16 protein-coding genes are annotated in these 22,739 nt (G+C 62.9%); 2 read left to right on the top strand and 14 right to left on the bottom strand.

What is annotated here, in order from left to right:
* Positions 1–105: 105 nt before the first annotated feature.
* Positions 106–2,460: a PAS domain-containing sensor histidine kinase gene (locus BJF91_RS23150; RefSeq protein ID WP_075616861.1), complete on the top strand. Its 2,355-nt coding sequence runs from the start codon at positions 106–108 to the stop codon at positions 2,458–2,460.
* A gap of 249 nt (positions 2,461–2,709) precedes the next feature.
* Here BJF91_RS23150 and BJF91_RS23155 read toward each other — a convergent pair whose 3' ends face one another.
* The 4 genes from BJF91_RS23155 to BJF91_RS23170 all read right to left on the bottom strand — a co-directional run bounded on the left by BJF91_RS23155 (position 2,710) and on the right by BJF91_RS23170 (position 9,815).
* Positions 2,710–5,721 carry a bifunctional [glutamine synthetase] adenylyltransferase/[glutamine synthetase]-adenylyl-L-tyrosine phosphorylase gene (locus BJF91_RS23155; RefSeq protein WP_075616862.1) on the bottom strand — a complete coding sequence of 1,004 codons (3,012 nt, stop codon included), beginning with the start codon at positions 5,719–5,721 and terminating at the stop codon, positions 2,710–2,712.
* 62 nt (positions 5,722–5,783) lie between these two features.
* Positions 5,784–7,190, bottom strand: a complete 1,407-nt coding sequence (locus BJF91_RS23160; protein ID WP_075616863.1) for a HAMP domain-containing sensor histidine kinase — start codon at positions 7,188–7,190, stop codon at positions 5,784–5,786.
* Positions 7,191–7,198: 8 nt separating this feature from the next.
* Positions 7,199–7,933, bottom strand: coding sequence for a response regulator transcription factor (locus tag BJF91_RS23165; RefSeq protein WP_075616864.1), 735 nt, complete (start codon positions 7,931–7,933; stop codon positions 7,199–7,201).
* Between the two features lie 331 nt (positions 7,934–8,264).
* On the bottom strand, positions 8,265–9,815 hold the full coding sequence (locus BJF91_RS23170) for a Do family serine endopeptidase (protein WP_075616865.1): 1,551 nt from the start codon (positions 9,813–9,815) through the stop codon (positions 8,265–8,267).
* A 230-nt stretch (positions 9,816–10,045) separates the two neighbouring features.
* Between BJF91_RS23170 and BJF91_RS23175 the strand changes: the two genes are divergently transcribed.
* Positions 10,046–10,342 (top strand): hypothetical protein, encoded by a 297-nt coding sequence (locus BJF91_RS23175; protein WP_075616866.1) that lies wholly within the window; start codon positions 10,046–10,048, stop codon positions 10,340–10,342.
* Positions 10,343–10,395: 53 nt separating this feature from the next.
* Here BJF91_RS23175 and BJF91_RS23180 read toward each other — a convergent pair whose 3' ends face one another.
* From BJF91_RS23180 to BJF91_RS23230, 10 genes are all read right to left on the bottom strand, one after another.
* Entirely contained in the window at positions 10,396–10,854 is a 459-nt protein-coding gene (locus BJF91_RS23180; RefSeq protein WP_075616867.1) for a cytochrome c-type biogenesis protein, read from the bottom strand.
* Positions 10,851–12,848 (bottom strand): heme lyase CcmF/NrfE family subunit, encoded by a 1,998-nt coding sequence (locus BJF91_RS23185; RefSeq protein ID WP_075616868.1) that lies wholly within the window; start codon positions 12,846–12,848, stop codon positions 10,851–10,853. Before BJF91_RS23185 ends, BJF91_RS23180 begins: the two co-directional genes overlap by 4 nt.
* Positions 12,845–13,294, bottom strand: a complete 450-nt coding sequence (ccmE, locus tag BJF91_RS23190; RefSeq protein WP_075616869.1) for a cytochrome c maturation protein CcmE — start codon at positions 13,292–13,294, stop codon at positions 12,845–12,847. Before ccmE ends, BJF91_RS23185 begins: the two co-directional genes overlap by 4 nt.
* Positions 13,291–14,490, bottom strand: a complete 1,200-nt coding sequence (gene ccmI, locus BJF91_RS23195; RefSeq protein WP_075616870.1) for a c-type cytochrome biogenesis protein CcmI — start codon at positions 14,488–14,490, stop codon at positions 13,291–13,293. The genes ccmE and ccmI overlap by 4 nt, the downstream gene beginning before the upstream one ends.
* A gap of 210 nt (positions 14,491–14,700) precedes the next feature.
* Positions 14,701–15,126, bottom strand: coding sequence for a hypothetical protein (locus BJF91_RS23200; RefSeq protein ID WP_075616871.1), 426 nt, complete (start codon positions 15,124–15,126; stop codon positions 14,701–14,703).
* A gap of 142 nt (positions 15,127–15,268) precedes the next feature.
* On the bottom strand, positions 15,269–16,738 hold the full coding sequence (locus BJF91_RS23205; protein ID WP_075616872.1) for a sensor histidine kinase: 1,470 nt from the start codon (positions 16,736–16,738) through the stop codon (positions 15,269–15,271).
* Between the two features lie 394 nt (positions 16,739–17,132).
* Positions 17,133–17,807: a response regulator transcription factor gene (locus BJF91_RS23215; protein ID WP_075616874.1), complete on the bottom strand. Its 675-nt coding sequence runs from the start codon at positions 17,805–17,807 to the stop codon at positions 17,133–17,135.
* A 154-nt stretch (positions 17,808–17,961) separates the two neighbouring features.
* The gene (locus BJF91_RS24630) at positions 17,962–18,336 is read right to left on the bottom strand and encodes a hypothetical protein (RefSeq protein ID WP_083943449.1); all 375 of its coding nucleotides are present in this window, start codon (positions 18,334–18,336) and stop codon (positions 17,962–17,964) included.
* A 235-nt stretch (positions 18,337–18,571) separates the two neighbouring features.
* Positions 18,572–18,835, bottom strand: a complete 264-nt coding sequence (locus BJF91_RS23225) for a hypothetical protein (protein WP_075616875.1) — start codon at positions 18,833–18,835, stop codon at positions 18,572–18,574.
* 37 nt (positions 18,836–18,872) lie between these two features.
* Positions 18,873–22,736 (bottom strand): baseplate multidomain protein megatron, encoded by a 3,864-nt coding sequence (locus BJF91_RS23230; protein ID WP_075616876.1) that lies wholly within the window; start codon positions 22,734–22,736, stop codon positions 18,873–18,875.
* Positions 22,737–22,739: the final 3 nt, after the last annotated feature.

Raw genomic sequence — 22,739 nt, forward strand, 5'->3', positions numbered from 1 at the left:
AGCCGTTAGCTTTTTCGACTGGACAGCGAGAATCCCTGATGATTCATTAGGTTAGATTTGGAGCGAGCGGCGCGCCGAATCACACGAGGGATCAAGGCAGGGACGATGACAAACGTGCAGCGGGCGACCGCAGCCGATGATCGGTTGCGACCGGATTTTCCTGGATATGTGTCATTTCTGGATGCGGTCAAACATACCAAAGGCATCGCCTATTTCGTGCGAAGCCTGTCGATTTCCAATACCGATGCGGCTTTGCGGCAGGTCATTCCGATCCTGGTCGTTGCCTTCCTGATCGTCATCGCGCTGGCGCGCGGCATGGGTCTCGTCTCCGAATATTCGAGGATGGAAAGCTCCATCCGTCATTCGACCGCGATGATGGCATCGACGGCGGCCGCAGCGCTTGCTTCCGGCCCAGACCTCCCCGGCTCGCTTGAGCGCGCTCAGGCGGAGACGCTGATCAAGCGCTTTCTGCCGCCCAACCTGCTTGACGATGAAAGTTTCGTGCTGCTGCTCGATCCCGAAGGCAAGGTCATCGCCAGTTCCGGCAATGGCGCATCCTTTGTTGGCATGCAGATCATGGCGCTGTTTCCGCAAGTGGCCGTGCTGCGCAGCTTCGGCGACCAGACCGGCGCCGTGGAAACCGATATCAACGGCTTTCGCCATATCGCCGTTCTGACACCGACCGGCACGGATGGCGCGCTGGTGCTGGCTGCCCATTCGCTGAAATCAATCGCCGACTACTGGCACGCGGAACTGGCGCTCAATGTTACCCTGTTTTCGGCGATCTCGCTGATCCTGATGGGCATTCTCTACGCCTATTTCGCCCAGGCCAAACGCGCCCGCGAAACCTCCGATGTCTTCGTTGAATCCAATCGGCGCGTGGAAACGGCCCTTTCGCGTGGTCGCTGCGGCCTTTGGGATTTCGATCTCGCCAGTCGCAAGCTGGTCTGGTCGCGCTCGATGTTCGACATTCTCGGCCTGCCGCCGGCCACCGAGCCCTTGAGCTTTTCCGATGCCGCCAAGCTGATGCATCCTGATGACGGCAATCTCTATGCACTGGCGCGCACCATCGGCCGCGACGGCGACCGGCATATCGACCAGGTATTTCGCATGCGCCATGCCAATGGCCATTATGTCTGGCTGCGGGCCCGCGCCCAGGTGATCCGCACCAATTCCGGCAGCCCGCATGTCATCGGCATTGCCATGGACGTGACCGAGCAGCACCGTCTGGCGCAGCGCTATGCCGAGGCCGACCAGCGGCTGGCCGACGCCATTGAATGTACGTCCGAGGCCTTCGTGCTCTGGGACAAGAACGACCGGTTGGTGATGTGCAATGCGCATTTCCAGCAGGTCTATGGCCTGCCCGACAGCGTGCTGGTGCCTGGCGTCGAGCGCGCCGTGGTCGACGCGGCCGCCGCCCGGCCAATCATCCAGCGGCGAATCGCCGATCCCTCCGCCGAGGGTAATTCGCGCACGACTGAGCTGCAGCTTGCAGACGAGCGCTGGCTGCAGATCAACGAGCGGCGCACACGCGATGGCGGCCTGGTCTCCGTTGGCACAGACATCACCCTGCTGAAACGCCATCAGGAGCGGTTGCGCGAGCAGGAACGCCGGCTGATGGCGACCATCGGCGACCTCTCCTCCTCGCAGAAAAAACTGGAACGGCAAAAGGCGGAACTGTCTGAGGCCAACGAGAAATATTTGGCCGAAAAGCAGCGCGCCGAGGCGGCCAACAAGGCAAAGTCGGAATTCCTCGCCAATATGTCGCACGAGCTGCGCACGCCGCTCAACGCCATTCTCGGCTTTTCCGAAATCCTGTCGACCGGCATGTTCGGGCCGATCGGTTCGCCGAAATACGGCGAATATGCCCGCGACATCTATGAAAGCGGCAAGCACCTGCTCAACGTCATCAACGACATTCTCGACATGTCGAAGATCGAGGCCGGCCATATGGTGCTGAAATGCGAGATGGTGGATTTCGCCTCGCTGGTCGACGAGACGCTGCGGCTGACCACGGTTTCTGCCAAGGACAAGAATATCGCCATCGCCCCCAAGGTCGCCTCGGGCCTGACCATGACCGCCGACCGGCGTGCGCTAAAGCAGATCCTGCTCAACATCCTCTCGAACGCCGTGAAATTCACCAATGAGGGCGGCCGCATCGCGGTGCGCGCCCACAAGATCGACGGTGCCGTGCGGCTGCTGGTCTCCGACACAGGCATCGGTATTCCCAAACAGGCGATCGGCAAGATTGGCCAGCCCTTCGAACAGGTGCAGAGCCAATACGCCAAGAGCAAGGGCGGCTCGGGTCTCGGGCTTGCCATTTCCCGCTCGCTGATCGGATTGCATGGTGGCAACCTGCGCATCCGCTCGCGCGAGGGCAAGGGAACCGTCGTGGCCATCACCGTGCCCGACAGCCCGTGCCCGCTCCCCCCCCGCAAGGCAGGGCTGGCTCGGGGATAAAGGGTTCTCGAAGGCGCAGCCGCCCTGCCCGAAATTACCCCTTCTGGCTGCCGCCATCTCCCCCACAAGGGGGGAGAGGATATGCCGCTCCGGCTCGACCGAATAACAGCGAAGACCGGGTAGGAGATCTCTTGATTTCGAAGCCACAACATGGGGCGAGGCAAACAGCCTTTCGGCATATCTCTTCTCCCCCTTGTGGGGAGAAGATCCCGGCAGGGAGATAAGGGGTGAACGAGTGGAAAAAGCTGCTTATCCCTTCACCCGGACCGTCACCTGAAACACCCGCCGCACCGCCTTCGACAGCCGCTTCAGCTCTCCTTCCAACACTTTCACATCAGGGCAATCAGCCACCCGCAGCACGAGATCGGTGAGCCCTGCCGGAGCCTCCGAGGGACGGAAGCCGCCCTTGACGCAGGCGCGCACCACCTGCGACAGCGCGGTATAGAGCTTGAGCGCTTCGAGGCAGAGGTCGAGATCGTCAGGCGCCATCACCGCGCCACCGGTCTGGCGAAGCCTGTCGGCGGTGGTGATGCCCGTCATGGGAGATGATACCGATGGGTCGGCCACCAGCGTGGCATATTGGGCGAGAAATTCCAGATCGACGAGACCACCAGGGACCAGTTTCAGGTCCCAGAGGTCTTTCGGCGGCTTTTCCTCCTCGATCAGCGCCCGCATTTCGGCAACGTCGCTGGCAATCTTGGCTTGGTCGCGCGGCAGCGTCAGGATATCCGAGATAATTGCCTGCGCCCGCTCGACCAATGGCGCATCGCCGGTGAGCAGCCGGGCGCGGGTCAGCGCCATATGCTCCCAGGTCCAGGCCTCCTCGCGCTGATAACGCTCAAAAGCCCGCAGCCGTGTCGCGACCGGGCCCTTGTTGCCCGAGGGCCTCAGCCGCATATCGACCTCGTAGAGCACGCCCTCGGCAGTCGGGGCTGAAAGTGCGGCGATCAACCGCTGGGTCAGGCGGGTATAATAACGCACCGGGTCGAGCGGCTTGGCGCCATCGCTTTCCGCCGCGCTGTCCTCATATTCGTAGAGCAGGATCAGGTCGACGTCGGAGCCCGCCGTCAGCTCCTGGGAGCCGAGCTTGCCCATGCCGACCACAGCCAATTGCCCGCCGGCGATGCGCCCATGCGCGGCCTCTACTTCCCGGCATACGGCGTGGAAGGCGCGGTCGATCACTAGATCGGCGAGATCGGTAAAGGCGCGTCCGGCAACCTCGCCGCCAATCGCACCGGTCATCAGCCTGATGCCGATCAGGAAGCGCTGTTCGGCGGCAAAAATTCTCAGCCGGTCGAGCAGTTCTTCATAAAGGGTCGCGCCGCCGAGAAAGGCTTCGAGCCGCATGGCGAGATAATCGCGGGTTGGCAGGTCCGCCATCAAGCCAGGATCGAGCATGCCGTCAAACACATGCGGGCGGCTGGCAATGGTGGCCGCAAGCCTTGGGGCGGCAGCCATGATGTTGACGATCAGATCGAGAAGAGCAGGATTGTTGCCGATCAGCGAAAATAGCTGAATGCCAGCCGGGAGGCCCGAGAGAAAGCCATCGAAGCTCAGCAGCGCCTCATCGGCGCGGCGGCTCTCGCCAAAGGCCTTCAGCAGGCGCGGCGTCAGTTCCGTCAACCGCTCACGCGCCTCGACCGATTGGGTGGCGCGGTAGCGTCCATAATGCCAGGTGCGGATCACTCGCGAAATGTCTTCCGGCCGCTGAAAGCCGAGCTTTTCCAGGGTCTTCAACGTATCAGGATCATCCTTCTGGCCGGTAAAGACAAGATTGCCGTCGACCGACAGATCCTCTTCCTGCTCGAACAATTGACCATAACGCCGCTCCACCAGCCGCAGCCGTTTTTCCAGCGCCTGGGCAAAGCCTGCCGTGCCATCGAAGCCGGCCATCAGCGCGATGCGCTTTAACTCAGTCTCCGTGGTCGGCAGCGTATGGCTCTGCTCGTCATGCACCATCTGGATGCGATGTTCGATGTCACGCAGAAACCAATAAGCCTCTGTGAGCTCATCGCGTGTCGTCGCATCGATCCAGCGGGCCTGTTCGAGAGCAGCGAGTGCCGCCTCCGTCGCCCTCACCCTGAGATCCGGCATGCGGCCGCCGGCGATAAGTTGTTGGGTCTGGGCAAAAAACTCGATCTCGCGGATGCCGCCGCGGCCGAGCTTGACATTATGGCCCTTGACCGCAATTGCGCTATGACCCCTGTGGCTGTGGATCTGCCGCTTGATCGAGTGGATATCAGCGATTGCCGCATAGTCGAGATATTTGCGAAACACGAAGGGCGACAACTCCTTCAAAAAGCGTTCGCCCGCCACCAGATCGCCTGCGAGCGCGCGGGCCTTGATGAAAGCGGCGCGCTCCCAGTTCTGGCCACGGCCTTCATAATAAATCAGCGCCGCCTCGACCGGCATGGCAAGCGGGGTCGCGCCGGGATCGGGCCGCAGCCTGAGATCGGTGCGGAACACATAGCCATCGGCGGTGCGCTCCTGCAGAATGCGGATCAGCCGGCGCATCATCCGGCCATAGGTCTCGGTCGCGTCGTCTGGCTCTGCCAGAATGTCGGCATCGGCCTCGAAGAACACCACGAGATCGACATCGGAGGAATAATTCAGTTCAAAGGCGCCGAGCTTGCCCATGCCAAGCACGATCAAGCCGCTGTTTTTCGAGGGCGCGCCCGGATCGGCAAGCCTGAGCTTGCCTGCCATATGACCCGCCAGCAGGAGATGATCGATGGCGCCGGCAATCGCCGCATCGGCCATGCGCGACAGCCAGAGCGTGGTCTGGCGCGGATGGATCAGCCGGGCAAGATCGGCGAGCGCCAGCAGGAAGGACAGGCCACGCTTGGCGCGCCGCAGGGTGGTCATCACCTGCGCTTCGCTCGGCACCGTCTTTCCAGCCCCTTCCGGTCCCGCCTCATCCAATTTTGGCCGCCAGGCGTGGCGCGCCGCCTCGACCAGACCAGCCAGGCTCTCTTCCAGCGGCGCCGTGAGCGCAAGCGACAGGAGGTCAGGCCGCAGGGACGCGGTATCACGCAGATAAGGCGAGAGCGACAGGGCGGCGATGATGAAGGCGCGCAGCGGCGTTTCTTCGGAGGCCAGCGCGGCAATGTCTGGCCAATCGCGACCAAGTTCCTTCAGCAGCGACAGGGCAGTCTTGCTCTCCGCCTTGTTCAGCGGCTTTACCATATCGGCTGCGACATCACGTAGAAAGTCGATACGCAGAGAAACCGGGCGCTGGGAAAGGGGCGCGTCCTTGGTCATGCACTTCCTCCATCCCAGCCTGTTATGATCACCGATCGGTTCGCAGCCGGGTTGAGAAAAGTCTATGCTGATACGCGCGGAAAGACCATGGTTGCCGTCAGGCCGGGACGCTCGGAATTGGCGGTATCGGTGTCGGACAGTTCCAGCCTTCCGCCATGCAAGGCCATAACCGCCTCGACCAGCGACAGGCCGAGCCCGGTGCCCGGCTTGCTGCGGCTTTCGTCCAGCCGCACGAAGCGCTTGACCACGTCCTCGCGGCGGTCGGCGGCGATGCCCGGGCCGTGATCGCAGACGCCGAGGCGCACTTCGCCGCCGGCTCCCTTCGACAGAACAACGCGGATGTCGCTGCCGCCGTCGCCGGCGTATTTGATGGCATTGTCGAGCAAGTTGAAGATCGCCTGGCCGATGAGTTCGCGATTGCCGAGCACGCCGATACCCGGCGCGATATCGCTGACGAGACGGTAGCCCGCCTCCTCCGCGACAGGCTCGTAAAGCTCGACGGTATCGGCGGCAATGTCGGAGACATCGAGATCGGAAAGCTCGGCGGCAATCGAGCCGGCCTCGACCCGGGAAATCATCAGCAATGCGTTGAAAGTGCGGATCAGTTGGTCGGACTCGCCGATGATCCCTTCCAGCGCCTGGCGGCGTAGCTGGTCGTCGTCTTCGGCCAGCGCATCGGCAGCCTTGTTGCGCAGCCGGGTCAGCGGCGTCTTCAGGTCATGGGCGATATTGTCGGAGACCTGGCGCAGGCCCTCGTTCAGCTTTCCGATCCGCTCCAGCATGTCGTTGAGCGAGCCCGACAGCCGGTCGAATTCATCGCCGGAGCCTGACACCGGCAGGCGCTGGCCGAGATCGCCGGCCATGATCTTTTTGGAGGCCGCCGAGACCCGGTCGATGCGCTTTAGGGCATTGCGGCCAATGGCAAACCAGATCAGCAGCGCCCCTGCCCCCATGATCGCCAGGGCCACCATCAACGCCTTGCGCACGAGGATGCGGAACTTGGTCGGCTCACCGAGGTCGCGGCCAACCAGGATGCGCAAGCCGTTGTCGAGCGAGATGACATTGGCGATGGCAAGATGCGGGCGGGCGGGACCGGCCTCGGCATAGCGGTTATAGGCGAAGGGAAAATCGGTCCAGCCTTCGTGGTCGAGCACGCCGGGTTCGACCGAGCTGACATTGCCGGCCAGGAACTCGCCGTTTGGCCCGGCGATCACGTAGAGATTGGCGCCGGGCTGGCGCATGCGGCGCTCCATCAGCTTCAACAGATTGTTGACGCCGCCGCGCTCATAGGCGCGCTGGATTTCGGTGATTTCCTGCTGCAGACTGTCACGGGTCTGCTGGTTCAAGAGCCGTTCGGAGAGCGCAGTGACGTAGATGACGAGGAAAGCGGCGCAGAGCGCAAACAGCAGGATATAGAGCGCCGAGAGCCGGACGGCCGTCGACTTGAACAGGAACCCGATCCGCGACATCGGCGCCGTCAGCTTTCGTCTTTGATCATGTAGCCGGCGCCACGCACCGTCTTCAACAATGGCCGATCGAAATCCTTTTCGATCTTGGAGCGCAGACGCGACACATGCACGTCGATGACATTGGTCTGGGGATCGAAATGATAATCCCAGACATGTTCGAGCAGCATGGTGCGGGTCACGACCTGACCGGCATTCTTCATGAGATATTCGAGCAGGCGGAATTCGCGCGGCTGCAGCAGGATTTCCTTACCGCCACGGCGCACTTCGTGGGACAGCCGGTCGAGCTCGAGATCGCCGACCCGGTAGATCATGTCCTGATCGGGTGTGCCCTTGCGGCGGCCGAGCACTTCGACGCGGGCGAGCAGCTCGGAAAAGGCATAGGGTTTCGGCAGGTAATCATCGCCGCCGGCGCGCAGGCCCGTAACCCGATCGTCGACCTGACCAAGTGCGGAGAGAATGAGAACAGGCGTGTTGATGGCGCGCTTGCGCAGTTCCGAGATCACCGAAAGCCCATCGCGGCGCGGCAGCATGCGGTCGATAATCATCACGTCATAGGTGTTTTCGCAGCCCATGAACAAGCCTGCCTCACCATCGCTGGCGTGGTCGGCCATAATCCCGGCCTCGCGGAACGCTTTGGTCATATAGGCCGCCGCTTCCAGGTCGTCTTCGATCACGAGAATCTTCATGCGGGTGACCATATCGCCGGTCCCGCCCGCTGCACAGCCTGTCTTGGAGGTTTCCATGCTTTGTCCCGTCCCTGATGCCATGATGCGTCTCCTGGTTTGCGGAAACAGACTTGGTCGAGCGTCTTTGTCTGTCCCAACCAAGGGGTCTTGAGCGGGACATTTCGGCGTGAGGAGCCAGCCGCCCCCTCACCCCGCCTCCGCTTTGCTCGGCGGACCTCTCCCCGCTGGGGAGAGGAGAGAAGCCGGCGCTACGGCTCTTGTCCTCTTGTCCTCTTCTCGCCAGCAGGGAGAAGGTGCCGGCAGGCGGATGAGGGGGCGGCGAAGCCGAACAACACTTAAGGTGCGCAGGCGGCGGCCGGATCTCGCCGGCCGCCGCCCCGATTTCTTTTTACCCTTGGTTGATCGGCAGGGCGATGAACCGGCTGCCATTGTCGGTCTCGACCTGGAACAGCGCCTTGGTGCGGCCGTCCTTCTTGGCCTGGTCGAGCACGCGCTTGACGTCGGCGGCGCTGGAGACCTGCTGGTTGTTGACCGAGGTGATCTTCTGGCCAGCCTTCAGCCCCTTGTCGGCGGCGTCGGAATCCGGGTCGACATTGGTGATTGTCAGGCCCTTGCCGTCGTCGGAGCGCTGAACGCTGACGCCGAGATTGGCGAGCGCCTGCTCCTTGGCGGGTGCGCTCTGTTCAGTGCCGCCCTGATCGTCGTCATCGGTGTTCGCCTGCTCCTTTTCGGCAGGCAGCGTGCCGAGGTCGACCTTGACCGAAGTCGCCTTGCCATCACGCCACAGCGCGATATCGACCTTGGTGTTCGGCGGGAAGGAGGCGATGCGCTTGGCGAGATCGCGCGGATCCTTGACCGGATCGCCATTGACGGCGGTGATCACGTCACCCTGCTTGATGCCGGCCTTTTCGCCCGGAGAGCCAGACTGCGGCTCGGCAACCAGCGCACCCTTGGCATCGGCAAGGCCGAGCGATTCGGCAATGTCCTTGGTGACCGGCTGGATCTGCACGCCGAGCCAGCCGCGGCGCACGTCGCCATGCTTGATCAGTTCGGCCACGACATCCTTGGCGGTGGCGGCGGGAATGGCGAAGGCAATGCCGACGCTGCCACCGGATGGCGAGAAGATTGCCGTGTTGATGCCAACCACCTTGCCGTTCAGGTTGAAGTCCGGGCCGCCGGAATTGCCGCGGTTCACGGGCGCATCGATCTGGATGTAATCGTCATAGGGACCGGAGCCGATATCGCGGCCGAAGGCAGACACGATACCCGAGGTGACCGTGCCGCCAAGGCCGAAGGGATTGCCGACGGCCACGACCCAGTCACCGACCCGGACCTTATCGTCCTGCGCCCATTCGACATAGGTGAATTTCTTGGTGGGCTGGTCGACCTTCAGCACGGCAAGATCGGTGCGCGCGTCCTTGCCAACGAGCTTGGCATCGTATTCCGTGCCGTCGTTCATCACGACCGTATAGGCCTGACCGTCGGAGACGACGTGGTTGTTGGTGACGACATAGCCGTCTTCAGAGATGAAGAAGCCCGAGCCCTGGGCGATCGGACGCAGCTTGCCATGACGCTCGGCGCGCGGGCCACCCTTTGGACCCTGACCGCCAGGACCGCCCTGGCCGGGCATGCCCCATTCCTTGAAGAAGCGCTTCAGCGGATCGGGCAGCTGATCGAAGTCACGACCATTGAAGGAGAAATTGCTGCCGTCCTCAGAGGTCTGCTGCACGTCCGATTTGACACGGATGGAGACGACGGCGGGCGAGACGGCGCTGACCAGATCGGCAAAGCTCGGCATCTGCGGCGCTGTCACCGAAACCGGTGCGGCCAGAGCCGGCGTCACCGTCACGGCGCCTGCCAGCATCAGGACCGCCAGCCCCGCCGCAGTGCCTGCCCGCAGCTTGGACGTGACCGAACGGGTATTGGAGGACTTCGACATGGATCTCTACCTTCTCTGTTGTTGCATCTTAGTATGAGGACCGAAGAACCGGCCTCAAGCGGTGGATGACTACAGATATAGGGTGGATCACGTTACAACGAACTGTCCGGAACATGAAAAGTTTGTAATGGAGAAATTTACCGTCCGGAAAGGTTTTTCAATAGGTTGGACTGGTGTTTGACCGTGGTGGGAAAACTTGCTAGCGGCTTTTGAGGTTTAGGGGAAATATCATGCGCATGTTTTTCAGTCTCGCTGCTGCCGCATTGCTTGCCGGCTGTACGGCAATGCAGGACAAGGAGATTGGTGCCGTTCGCCTCGTGACTGACGCCAAAGGGCGGCCCCTTAAAATCTTCATGGAAAAATCGACAGGCAACGCGATCACCGATCGTCGTGTCATACTTTTTACGCGGACAACCTTCGCCAAGCGCGTACCTGAACCGCTTCCAAACCATGTGTATCGCCAAAGTGTCCACGGCGTGGCAAGCGATCATCCCAGCACAATCGACATTCGCTTTTTCGGAAATTAGGCGGCACAGCACCGTCCCGCTGGGATCGGTGCAAATTTCCTTGGATCTGCCCTCTACTCCTCCAGCAATCGCTTCAACCTCACCTCTTCCTCCGGGCTGAGCGGCTCGCTGCCGGCAAGGCTCCTGCGGCGGCGGGTATAGGCGAAGGCGGCGACGGCGCCTATCAGAAGCAGCGCGCCGGGCGCGGTCCAGAGGATCACGGTTTCCGGGGTCAGGCGTGGTTTCAGCAGCACGAAATCGCCGTAGCGCGATACGAGATAGCGCATCACGTCATCGTCGCTGTCGCCCTTGACGATGCGCTCGCGCACCAGCACGCGCAGATCGCGCGCCAGTTCGGCATTGCTGTCGTCGATCGACTGGTTCTGGCAGACCATGCAGCGCAATTGCGCCGACAGATGCCGGGCGCGGGCTTCCAGCGCCGGGTCCTTCAGCATCTCATCCGGGTTGACGGCGAGTGCCGGGCCGGCAAAGGCGAGCCAGACGCCGAAGATCGTCGCGAGGAAGCCTCTCATTCCGCTGCCTCCAGGCCCTGTGCTGGGCTGGTCGCGGCCTTGAGCTTGCGGTTCGGCGCGCCGACGCGCAAGCGGCGGTCGGACAGCGAGACGAAGCCGCCGACCATCATCACGAGTGCACCGCCCCAGATGCAGAGAATCCAGGGCTTCCACCAGATGCGCACCACCATGCCGCCATCAGCCATGGGATCACCGAGTGAGACATAGAGCTGGCTGAGGCCAAAGCTGCGGATGCCGGCTTCCGTCGTCGGCATGCGGCGAGCCGTATAGAGCCGTTTCGACGACCAGACATCACCTTGTGCAACACCGCCACGGCGGATGGTGAAATGGCCGCGATCCTCGGTGTAATTCGGCCCCTTGGCGGATTTCAGCCCGTCAAAGGTCAGGGCAAAACCGCCGGCCTCGACCGTTTGGCCGGGCTTCATTTCCGCGACCATTTCGCTCTGGAAGGTGGTGACCGCGACGATGCCGAGTACGGTGACGCCAAGCCCGAGATGGGCGAGCGCCGTGCCGAAAGCCGAGCGCGGCAGGCCCTTCAGCCGGCGGAAAGCAATACCGGTTGTCTGCTTCCCGAAGCCGGCGCGATAGACGAGATCGGCCAGCGCCCCAAAGATCAGGAAGAAGCCGGCGGCAAGGCCGAGAACCGACAGAACCGGTCCGCCGTTTTCAAAATAATAAAGCGCCAGCCCCGCCAGAAAGGCGAGGCCTGCTGCCGCATAGAGCCGCTGCAGCGCACCGAGCAGATCGCCGCGTTTCCAGGCCATCATCGGGCCGAAAGGTACGGCGAGGATCAGCGGGATCATCAACAGGCCGAAGGTGAGATTGAAAAAGGGCGGACCGACCGAGATCTTGTCGCCGGTCAGTGTTTCCAGCAGCAGCGGATAGAGCGTACCGATCAGCACGGTCGCGGTTGAGACCGTCAGGATCAGGTTGTTCAAGACCAGCGCACCCTCGCGCGACATCGGCTGGAACAAGCCGCCGGCCTTGAGGCCAGGCGCGCGCAGCATGAACAGCGTCAGCGCGCCACCGATGAAGATGGTGAGAATGGCGAGGATGAAGATACCCCGGCTCGGGTCGGTGGCGAAGGCATGCACCGAGGTCAGGACGCCCGAGCGCACCAGGAACGTGCCGAGCAGCGACAGCGAGAAGGTAAGGATGGCGAGCAGCACCGTCCAGATCTTCAGCGCATCGCGCTTTTCCATGACCAGCGCCGAATGCAGCAGCGCCGTGCCGGCAAGCCAAGGCATGAAAGAAGCGTTTTCGACCGGGTCCCAGAACCACCAGCCGCCCCAGCCCAGCTCGTAATAGGCCCAGTAGGAGCCCATGGCGATGCCGGCCGTGAGGAACGTCCAGGCAGCCAGCGTCCAGGGCCGTACCCAGCGCGCCCAGGCGGCGTCGATGCGCCCATCGATCAGGGCGGCGATGGCGAAGGAGAAACAGACGGAAAAGCCGACATAGCCGAGATAGAGCAGCGGCGGATGGATGGCGAGGCCGGGATCCTGCAAAACAGGGTTCAGGTCCTGGCCCTCGGCCGGCGCAGGATTGAGGCGGATGAATGGATTGGACGTGATCAGAATGAACAGGATGAAGGCCGTGGAGATCCAGGCCTGGACGCCGAGTACATTGGCTTTCAGCCGATCGGGCAGATTGGTGCCGAACATCGCGACCAGTGCCGAAAACAGCGTCAGGATCAGCAGCCAGAGCATCATCGAGCCCTCGTGATTGCCCCAGACCGCCGAAAAACGGTAGACGGCGGGCATCAGCGAATGGGAATTCTGGTAGGCGATCAGCAGCGAGAAATCCGAGACCACATAGGCATAGGCAAGCACGCCAAAGGCCAGCAGCACCAGACCGAACAGCGCATAGGTGCCGCTGACCGCCGTCTGCATCAACGCGAGATCGCCGCGCCTTGCGCCGACCACAGGCAGGACCGAGAGAAGCAGGGCGGCGGCAAGCGCCAGCACCAGGGCATAGTGGCCAAGCTCGATGATCATTTCGCCTCTCCCTCGCCCTTCCAGACGCCGTCCTTCTTCATGCGGTCGGCAACTTCCTTCGGCATGTAATTCTCGTCATGCTTGGCGAGCACCGTATCGGCGCTGAACACGCCGCCGCCAGCGGCAAAGCTGCCTTCGGTCACCACGCCCTGCCCTTCGCGAAACAGGTCGGGCAGGATGCCGGTGTAACTGACCGGCACGCTCGTCGTACCATCGGTTACGGCGAAAGTGACGGTGGAGCCGCTGCCGCGCTCGACCGAGCCTTCCTTGACCAGCCCGCCGAGCCTGATGCGGGTGCCGGGTCCGACCGGCGTCTTCGCCAGATCGGATGGCATGTAGAAATAGGCGATCGACTGGCCGAAGGCGAACAGCACCAAAAGCACGGCCACCATGATGAAGGACAGGCCGCCGGCAATCACGGCCAGACGTTTCTGCTTGCGGGTCATTTCAGCGCCTCCTCGACCGGCAATCCCAATTGCTGCGCCATGGCGATCAACTGCTTGCCCTCGGCACCATCGGCGGGAAAGGTCTTCAGCCCGGTTTTCAGCGCCGAAAGCGCCCGGTCCTGATCCTTCAGCACGACATAGGAGCGCACCAGCCGCATCCAGCCATCGAAATTGTCGGGCTCCGTCTTCAGCTTGGCATCCAGGCTCTCGACCATGCCACGGATCATCTGCAAACGATCGCCATCCGGCATGGCCTGCGCCGCGGCAACATCACCAGCGGAAGGATTGCCCAGAGGCGCAGCAGGGGGAGCAGCCGATGCGGCAGCACCGTCGGAATTGCGGGCAATGTGGCGGGCAACCAGCGACTGCCAGGGTGCATCGGGCGGCGAGGCAGAGGCGATGGCCTTGAAGGCGGCGAGCGCGTCCTGCTTCTTGCCGGACTGTTCCAGCGCCAGCGCCAGGTAATAGGCAGCGCGCGGATTGTTGGGGTTCAGCGCCACGGACTGGGCGAAGAGATCGCGGGCCGCGTCGGTGACCACGCCTTCACTCTGCGCCATAAGCGCTTCGCCGAGGCCATTCAACCGGTCGGGATTGGCACCCTTCAACCTGATGGCATTACGAAAGGCCTGCTCGGCCTCGCCGACGCGGTTTTGCTGCAGATAGATCGGCGCCAGCACGTCCCAGCCGGCGCCATCGTCGGGGTTCTGCATCAGATGCCGCTCGGCCTGGGCGATCAGCAGGCTCATGTCATTGCCGGGATTGGCGAGCCGCGCTTCGAGCGGCTGCGAAGGAAGGCCAGGGCTGCCGAGCGCCAGATAGACGCCGAGGCCAATGGCCGGCACCAGCACCACGACCAGCGCCTGGGCAAGCGTATTGCCAAGGCCCTTGCGACGGGGGGACGTCGCGGTATCTCCCGGCGCACTTGTGTCGCCTGGCGCACGTGTGTCGCCCGGCGCACCGCTCTTGTCGGCTGATAGCAACCGGCGGGCGATCTCGGCGCGGGCATAGTCCACCTGTTCGGCGGAAATCAGCTCGCCGGCACGGTCGCGTTCCAGTTCCTGCAACTGGTCGCGGTAGACAGCCATGGCGCCCTCGCGGGTGTCACGCTCCGTCTCGCGCCGCAGCCGCGTCAGCGGCCAGAGAAAGGCGGCCGCGACAGCGAAGGTCAGGACGGCAATTTCAACCCAAAATAGCATAACTCTCCCGGAACCCGTACTCGCCCGGACCCTATGGGGTTCGAACGATGGCATTGCGATCACGCGCCCGCACGGAACGGCGCAGGAGCCAAGACTGATCTACGCAATCGACCTTCCATCGGCCTTGACTTAAGTCAAGCATGAAAGCGCTCCTGCGACGATCACGACACGCTGCGGTTTCACGGCGTCTCCGGGTGATCCCTCACGCGCTCAAGTCAGCGGCGTCCAGGTGCCGTCTTCATTGCGGCAGGCAGTGCCGCGTGCCTCGACCGCCTTGCCGTCGACGGTGACCTTGTGGCGATACTGGCGACAGTTCTGGTTGCCGACCTGATAGGGTGCTGCGGCCACGACCTCGCCTGACACGTCGTCATCGCGCCAGGTGACCGTCTGGCCGCCGGGGGATACTTCAAGCGCCTGATATTCGGCGGCAAGCGCCCGCTTGCGCTGGCCATCGTTCAGCTCTGCGCCGGTGCGCGAGACGATGCCGCCCTGAAGCGCGCTGATATAGATCGAGCCTGTCGATTTGGAGGCTGAAAGCGGCGAACCGACAAGACCACCGCCGGTCGTCTTGCAGGATGTCAGCGCCATGGCGCCGCCCAGAAGAGCGAATGCGAACCCGTTGGCGATCTTGCTCATGGCCTGCACTTCCAAATTCTGTTTCGTCGCCCGTCGCGGTCCTGTCCGCCGGCGCATACTTGATGCATGATAAGCCCGACCACGACAGCTTTTGCAAGCCGCCATTTTCGGGCGCGACAATTTCAACCAGGCTCAGACCGTCTCACGCGACATCGCGCGACAGCGCCGGCAAGATCAGCCGAGCCAGCAGCCCACCACGCACGCCGCGCGATAGGCCGAGCTTGCCCTGATATTCCGAGGTGATTTCCTTGACGATCGACAGACCGAGCCCGGTGCCGGGCTTGCTTTCGTCCAGCCTGCGGCCGCGCTTCAGCGCTTCGCCGATCTGGTCGGGGTCGAGGCCCGGGCCGTCGTCCTCCACAATGATTTCCAGCCAGCTGCGCCGGCCAGGGTCCGAGCCGACTTCGCCCTCCGGCGCAGGTCTGGCCGTGACGTTGATAAGGCTTTCAGCATGGCGGGCGGCGTTTTCGATGAGATTGCCGAGGATTTCCTCGAGATCCTGGCTTTCCATCGCGAGAATCAGGCCATGGCCGGGGCTTTGGCCGGCCACCGCGCCGCCCGGCCCTTCGAACAACACGTCGAACTGCTTGTCGGGATTGAGCTTGCGCATCACCCGCACCAGACGCTCGACAACGGGTTCGACCTCGGCGCGCGACAGCACCGATTCACGCTGGGCGGCAATGCGGGCGCGGTTGAGATAGGTGCCGACCTGGCTCTGCATCGACGAGGCCTGCGCCTTGATGACATCGCCATGCGGCGCTTCCAGCACGCGGGCCTCGTTGAGCAATACGGCAATCGGCGTTTTCAACGAATGGGCGAGATTGCCGACCTGCATGCGCGCTCGCTCGACGATGCGGCGATTGCTGTCGATCAAGGCGTTGATTTCGTTAGCAAGCGGTTCGATCTCGCGGGGAAATTCGCCCTCGATCCGCTCCGCCTCGCCGCCGCGAATACGCTCCAGCGCCCGGCGCGCCCGATCGAGCGGTTTCAGGCCGAAGACAATGGTGACGGCATTGACCAGGAGACCGCCGATGCCGAACATGCCGAGAACCGCGTAGAGCCGGTTGGAAAAGCCGCCGATCTCGTCTTCCACCACTTTCAGATTGCCCGACACGCGAAACCGCGCCGCCCGGCCGGATTCGTCGAGAATGACCTCGGTTTCGGCGATCCTGAGCTTGTTGCCGAAACTGTCGGTCATGCCGTAGAAGCGCTCGTAATTCTGGTCGAACGGGCTTTCCTCGAAGCTCGGCACCGGCAGATTGGTCAGCCCAAGCGAGGTTGAGGCGAGCGGCGCTGCATTGAAGGAGCCAAGCGGCTCAACCAGCCAATACCAGCCGGTGCCCGGCTGCGAAAACCTGAGGTCGCCCAGCGCCGGGCTGCCCGACAGGCTCTCGCCATCGCCGACCGAAACGGAATTGACGACATTATAGAGCTGGGCACGCAACAGGTCGTTGAAGGAGCGCTCGGCGCCCTGACGATAAAGCGCCGAAATCACCACGGCCATGGTAACGAGCGCGATCATGTACCAGAGGGTAGCAAACAGCAGGACGCGCAGGGTCAGAGACTTGACCCTGAACAGTCTGAACGGCCGTATTTCGGACTTGGCTGCCATCTGCCTCACATGGTTTCGTCATTCGTTGCCCGGACCGGCCAGCACTGGACTAAAACAAAATCACAGCACACGCTCAAGGAGCTTGCGGCTTTGCCGCCCCCCTCATCCGGCTGCCGCCACCTTCTCCCCGATGGGGAGAAGAGACATGTTGCCTGCGCCTCGTTTCAGTCGCAGCCGCATCCAGCTCGGCGTGCACAACATCGACTTCCGGGCAAAGGGTAACTTCTCGCCTCTTCTCCCCAGCGGGGAGAAGTCCCCGGCAGGGGGATGAGGGGGGCGAAGCCAATGAATAGCGTGCTTCGTGCCCCTTGAAGCGGAGTTCAACCGATTCTCCAAGTTGTTGTTTACGATAGGGATGTTTCCGAAAAATGGTTCCTGATTTTCGGTCCTATCCTTAGCCCTCCACCCCATCAGGAGCCTTGATACGGTAGCCTAGCCCGCGCACGGTTTCGATCATGTCGAGGCCGATCTTCTTGCGCAGGCGGCCGACAAACACTTCGATGGTATTGGAATCGCGGTCGAAATCCTGGTCATACATATGCTCGACCAGCTCGGTGCGCGAGACGACCTCGCCCATGTGGTGCATGAGGTAGGACAAAAGCCGGAATTCGTGGGAGGTCAGTTTCAGCGCCTTGCCCGAAACCGTAACCTTGGAGCTCTTGGTGTCGAGCCGCACCGGACCGCAGGCGATTTCCGAAGAAGCATGGCCGGCGGCGCGGCGAATGAGCGCTCGGATGCGGGCCAGCACTTCCTCGACATGGAACGGCTTGGTGACGTAGTCGTCGGCACCGGCATCGATGCCGGACACCTTGTCGCTCCAGCGGTCGCGGGCGGTCAGGATCAGCACCGGCATGGCGCGGCCGGCCGAGCGCCATTTTTCCAGAACGGTGATACCGTCCATGGTCGGCAGGCCGATGTCGAGAATGACGGCGTCATAGGGCTCGGTATCGCCGAGATAATGGCCTTCTTCGCCATCCATGGCCTGATCGACCACATAGCCCGCCTCCTGCAACGCCTCGACCAGCTGGCGGTTCAGGTTGACATCGTCCTCGACGACGAGAATGCGCATGCTTCACTTCTCCGTTTTGCCTGTCTTGCATCCCTGATGCCCATCGCGTCCGGCGGGCAGGATGCAGCAGATAGAGAGATTTATCGTAAGATCAAAGTTGAAACCAGTGTGTGGTGGGCAAGCACGGGGGTTGCGCCCGCTTGATCGGGCAGCATCAGCGCGATACCTGGATGGTCATCTTGCGCGGCCGGGCATTGTCGCCGCTGCCGGGCACGAGAATGGTGACGATACATTGGCCGCCCGACAGCCGCACCGACAGCAATTGCCCGCCGGAATCATCGACAGCCCGTTGCGCAGCAGACCGGCAATCCACACGGCTGTTGGGCTTGCTGTCGTCGCCATTGCTGCTGTTCTGCGACTGGTTCTGAGCCTGCAGGACAGGATGGCCTTCGGATGAGCTGGAAGACGGAGCGGACGAGGAGCCGACCGTCGCATAAGGCGCGGTATCGGGCACGGGCGCTATCGTGGCAGGCACCGTCCAGGCGATAAGCCCGACTGCGATACTGCCTATGATCGATCTGGATGCCATCAACTGCCACTCTGCCGCATTCGCTTCTGATGCATCAAGTGTTACCGAAGAGCGGCTGAATGGCAAATGAATGTGTGGTCATCTTGCGGGCGCGCTCCGTTAAAATGACAGAAATGCAACGGGGCAAGTCTTTGATTTTTCATGGGCAGTGCAGCATTTTGGAGAGTGGACCCGGCTTTTTCCGGGTCGCCTGAGGTACAGATCCCGTCTGCGACGAGACTGCGGCCGCCCGGGATCACGACGCCTTGCCAGGCCCATCGGGTGTCTTGCTCGAATCGCCGGGGCCGGCTTTGGGTGCGATAACGTGGCTGGCGACCAATCGACCGTAGAGCGCCACCAGCGCGCCAAGCGAGCCGGCGAGCGCCACGAGGCCGTCGGTCAATTGCCCCTGATCTGCAAGATCGAGCTGAAAGCCGCTCAGTTGCAGCATGGAGGCGAGAATGGCGACAAGCGCGCCCCAAACGGTCTTCGACAGATACCAAGGTTTACCATCATTCATATCTCTATCTCCTTGTTTCTAATAAAAAACTTAATCTTCAAAAACTGAAGCGCGCCTCTGCGGCGATGCCGGCGGCATGGCGGCCGATCTGGCGCAGCCTGACCGAAAGGCCGGTCGGTGGCGCTGCAAAATCGACGGCCTGCAAGGCCGGCGGATAGGCATAGCCCGGCTCCATCAGCGTCACGCTGCGCAGCGTGGCAGAGGCCGCCGCATCGAGAATGTCGAGCTGGTAGATCTCGCTTTCCTCGTCGAGCGGAATATCCGACGGCGTCCAGTTATCGGCATCGGTGCGGCCGCGCCGGACCCAGGTGAGCGTGATTACGCCATCCGGTGCCTTTACCGCTCGCAGATGCACAGGTGACAGCGGCGTTAACGCCCGCAGACCTCCGGAAAAACTCCGGGGACCGATGGCGGCAAGGCTCGTGCCGGCGGCCTCGGCGATCCAGTTCAGATCGAGGCCGACCTCGCTATCGGTGAGGCCGAGCGCGGTAACCGCCGCATTCAGCAGCACCGATTCGGCGCCGGCGAGCGCTCCAGCCGTCATGGCATCCTCCGTGCCGCAGAGGCCGCGCAGCAGGCCGGAGAGCTTCCAGAGCCCGCTTTCCAGCTCCTCTGCCGTCTCGAAACCGATGACTTCCCAGACATCGTTGGCCGCCTTCACCGCCAGCCGGTTATCGCCGTTCAGCACCGAAAGCCGCGAGGCCGAGGAAAAGCTGCCATAAGACAGCCTGACCAGCAGCGCATTGGCATGGTCGAAGCGACCGGACACACCCGGCGACAGTGCTTGCGTCAGCGCGCCCAGGGTCGCAGGCCCTTCCAGCACGGCGCGGCTGGCGTAATTTTCTGTTTCGGCCGACGACGACAGGACGATCTTGCGCCAGGGGCTGGCATAGGCGGCGGCGCGGGCAAAGCCGCCCGTGTCATCGTCGCTGTAGCGCGGCAGATCCATCCATCGCAGCAGCGGCGAAAAGCCCTGCGAGGCCCGGCCGGTCTGCACCTTGGTGCCGCTGGCAATGGTAACAGCGGCAGACACCGGCGCCGCCACTTCGCGCAGCTCCAGCGACAGCGCGCTGCCTTCCTCCACCCTCGATATCAGGAAGCGGCCGGACGGCCCTTCCGGAAAGCTCAAGACATCGCCGGGCTGCAAGGCCAGCAGCGAGGGTGAAACAGAGAGGGTCAGCGTGCGGCGGCTGAGGCGATGGTCGCGCAATTGCGCCTCCACCACTGATAACGCGCTTGCTTCATCCAGCACCCCGGGCAGATCGGTGGAGAGCAGCTTTTGCGAGGAACCCGCCAGCCGGCGCGAGCGGACACTCGCATCCTCGTAGTCATTGGCGGGATCGTAGAAACTCAGCACCGCCTGGCTGGAATAATCGGTGGCATCGCCGCGCGTCTCGTTCCACAGCGCCTGGTCTTCGGTATCGACGAAGACTGTGGTTTCGACGGCGGGAAGGCTCGCCGCCTGGCGGGAGCGAAACCGCAGCACCCCGCCATCTTCGATCACGTCGATCAGGAAAGTCTCGGTCAAAGGCTCGATCAGGCTGCGGGCCGAGGCGACATCGCCCTGGACATAGCCGGCGAGATCGCCCGTGACAGCTGAGACATCGTAATCGGTAAAGCCGCAATCTTCGAGAATGGCGGCGATCACCTCAGCCACGGTGCCAGTGCCGAGCCGTCCGTTCAGCCAATGGCCTGATCGCCAGTTGTCGCCATCGGCAAACAGGTCCGTGTCATAGGGAAAGGCCGGAAAGGGCCTGGAATCCCAGGTCCAGAGATAGATCCGCTCGGGTGTGACCATGCCTGATGGGGCCGCTTCGCTTTGCCAATAGCCGAGATGCGCCTGCAAAAACCGGCGCTGCATGGCATCCGAGCGCATGCCCGAGGAAAAATACGGCAGGGCATTTTCCGAGGATTTGGCATCGGGAAACACATTCGGCTGGTTGGCGCCGCGCTCCACCGCCGGGCAGCCGAGTTCGGTAAACCAGATCGGCTTCGATCGCGGCTGCCAGAGCGTTGGCGTGCCGCTTTCCGCGCCGCCGACCCTGTCGTAATGGCGGTTCGCCCACCAGGCCTCGATATCCTTGTAGCGATAGACCCAGAGCTTACCGGCAAGACCGTCTGTTATTGCGGCACGCTGGCGGGCCTTTCTGGCGGCAAGGCTCGGATAATACCAGTCATAGCCCTCGCCGGCGGCAATCTGCGCCCGCATCGCCGCCTCATCATCGGCAATGGCGAAGCCGTCAGGATTGGCGCTGGTGAAATCGGCGTCACTCCAATCCGACAGCGGCATGTAATTGTCGATGCCGACCGCGTCGATGGCATCGCTTGCCCAGAGCGGATCGAGATGGAAGAACACGTCGCCTGACCCATCGGCAGGGTGATAGCCGAAATATTCGCTCCAGTCGGCACCATAAGTGATCTTGGTGGCGCTGCCGAGAATGGCGCGCACATCCTCGGCCAGTTGCACGAGGGCGGCGACGAAGGGAAAGCTGTTGCCCGCCCCCCTCAGCGTCGTCAGGCCCTTCAGCTCCGAGCCGATGACGAAGCTGTCGACCCCACCCGCCGCCTTGGCGAGCAGAGCATAATGCAGCACCAGCCGGCGATAACCGCTATCGGCGCCATTCTTGGCACCCGTATAAAGAATGGTGGTGCCGAGCACGAAGAAATCCGCCACCGTCGCCTTGCCCATGAAGGCCTCGACCACAGCGTCTATCGCCGCCGTACCGTCAGGCGAGCCGGCAAGGCCAGCGGCGGGAGAGCAGGTAATGCGGCCGCGCCATGGATATGCCGCCTGCCGCGCGCCGCCATAGGGATCGGCCAGGCCATTATCGGCGGCAATGTCCATCATCACGAAGGGATAGAGGCAGGTGGCGACGCCACGGCTGGTGAGATCCTTGATCGCCTCGATCACGCTTTTGTCGCTTGGTGTGCCGCCATAGGCCGGGCCGCCGCCGCTCTGGCTGACCACGTGGGCTTTGGCGCGGGTGATGCCGGAAACGCTCCAGGCCCGGCTTTCATCGCGAGAGGCCATTTCGACGCCGGGCAGGATGGCGCAGTGGTCGGCGCGTAAATCGGTGCCGAACCAGCTGACCACGAGGGCGGCATGGGCGAGATTGGGGCAGAGCGCCTGCAGCTCGTCCAGCGAGGCCTGCCAGTCGGTGGCGGCGGTCAGCGTGTTGCGGTTGACGATCCGCTGGCTGCCGTCGCCGGTGTCTTCGGTAATCGCGGTCGTGGCATAGCCATGTTCGGTGGCGCCGGGAATGATGGTGACAGCCGTCACCTGGTTTTCGAGCTTGCCGAGCGGTCGGATCACTTCGAATTGCAACACGGGAATGCGATTGCCGTAATCGTCGAGCGGCAGGCGCTCGAACACGACATAGGCGACACCGCGATAGGCCGACGCATTGCCATCGCCCTGCTTGGCGGCAATCAGCGGATCGACGTCTTGCACCTCGCTGCCGGGGTAAAAGCGCATCTCGACTTCGGTCAGGTCGAGCTCCTCGCCATCGGCCCAGACCCGGCGCACCGCCGCAACCGGCCCTTCGCAAAGCGCCAGCGCCAGATTGGCATAGTAGTCATAGGTCTTGGTCTTGGTCTTGGTGCCCGTGGATTTCGAGCCCGAGGTTTCGGTGGTGGTCTTTTCCTCAAACCGCGTCGCCCAGATCAGCGTGCCGCCGACCCGTGCCGTGCCATAGACACGCGAAAGTGCCGTGCCTTCGCTGGCGCCGCCGATGCGCGCCGAGGCAAGATGCGCGCCGGTGACCGTGGTCGTGCCATTGATCACCGCGTTGTCGACCAGATTGCCGGCCAGCGCACCCGCGGCCCGGCCCAGCATGGTGCCGACAGGGCCGAAAATGCTGCCGATGGCGGCACCAGCCGCCTGAAACACGAGAGTTGCCATGGA

The organism is Gillisella taibaishanensis (assembly GCF_001938985.1).
Lineage (GTDB): Bacteria > Pseudomonadota > Alphaproteobacteria > Rhizobiales > Rhizobiaceae > Allorhizobium > Allorhizobium taibaishanense.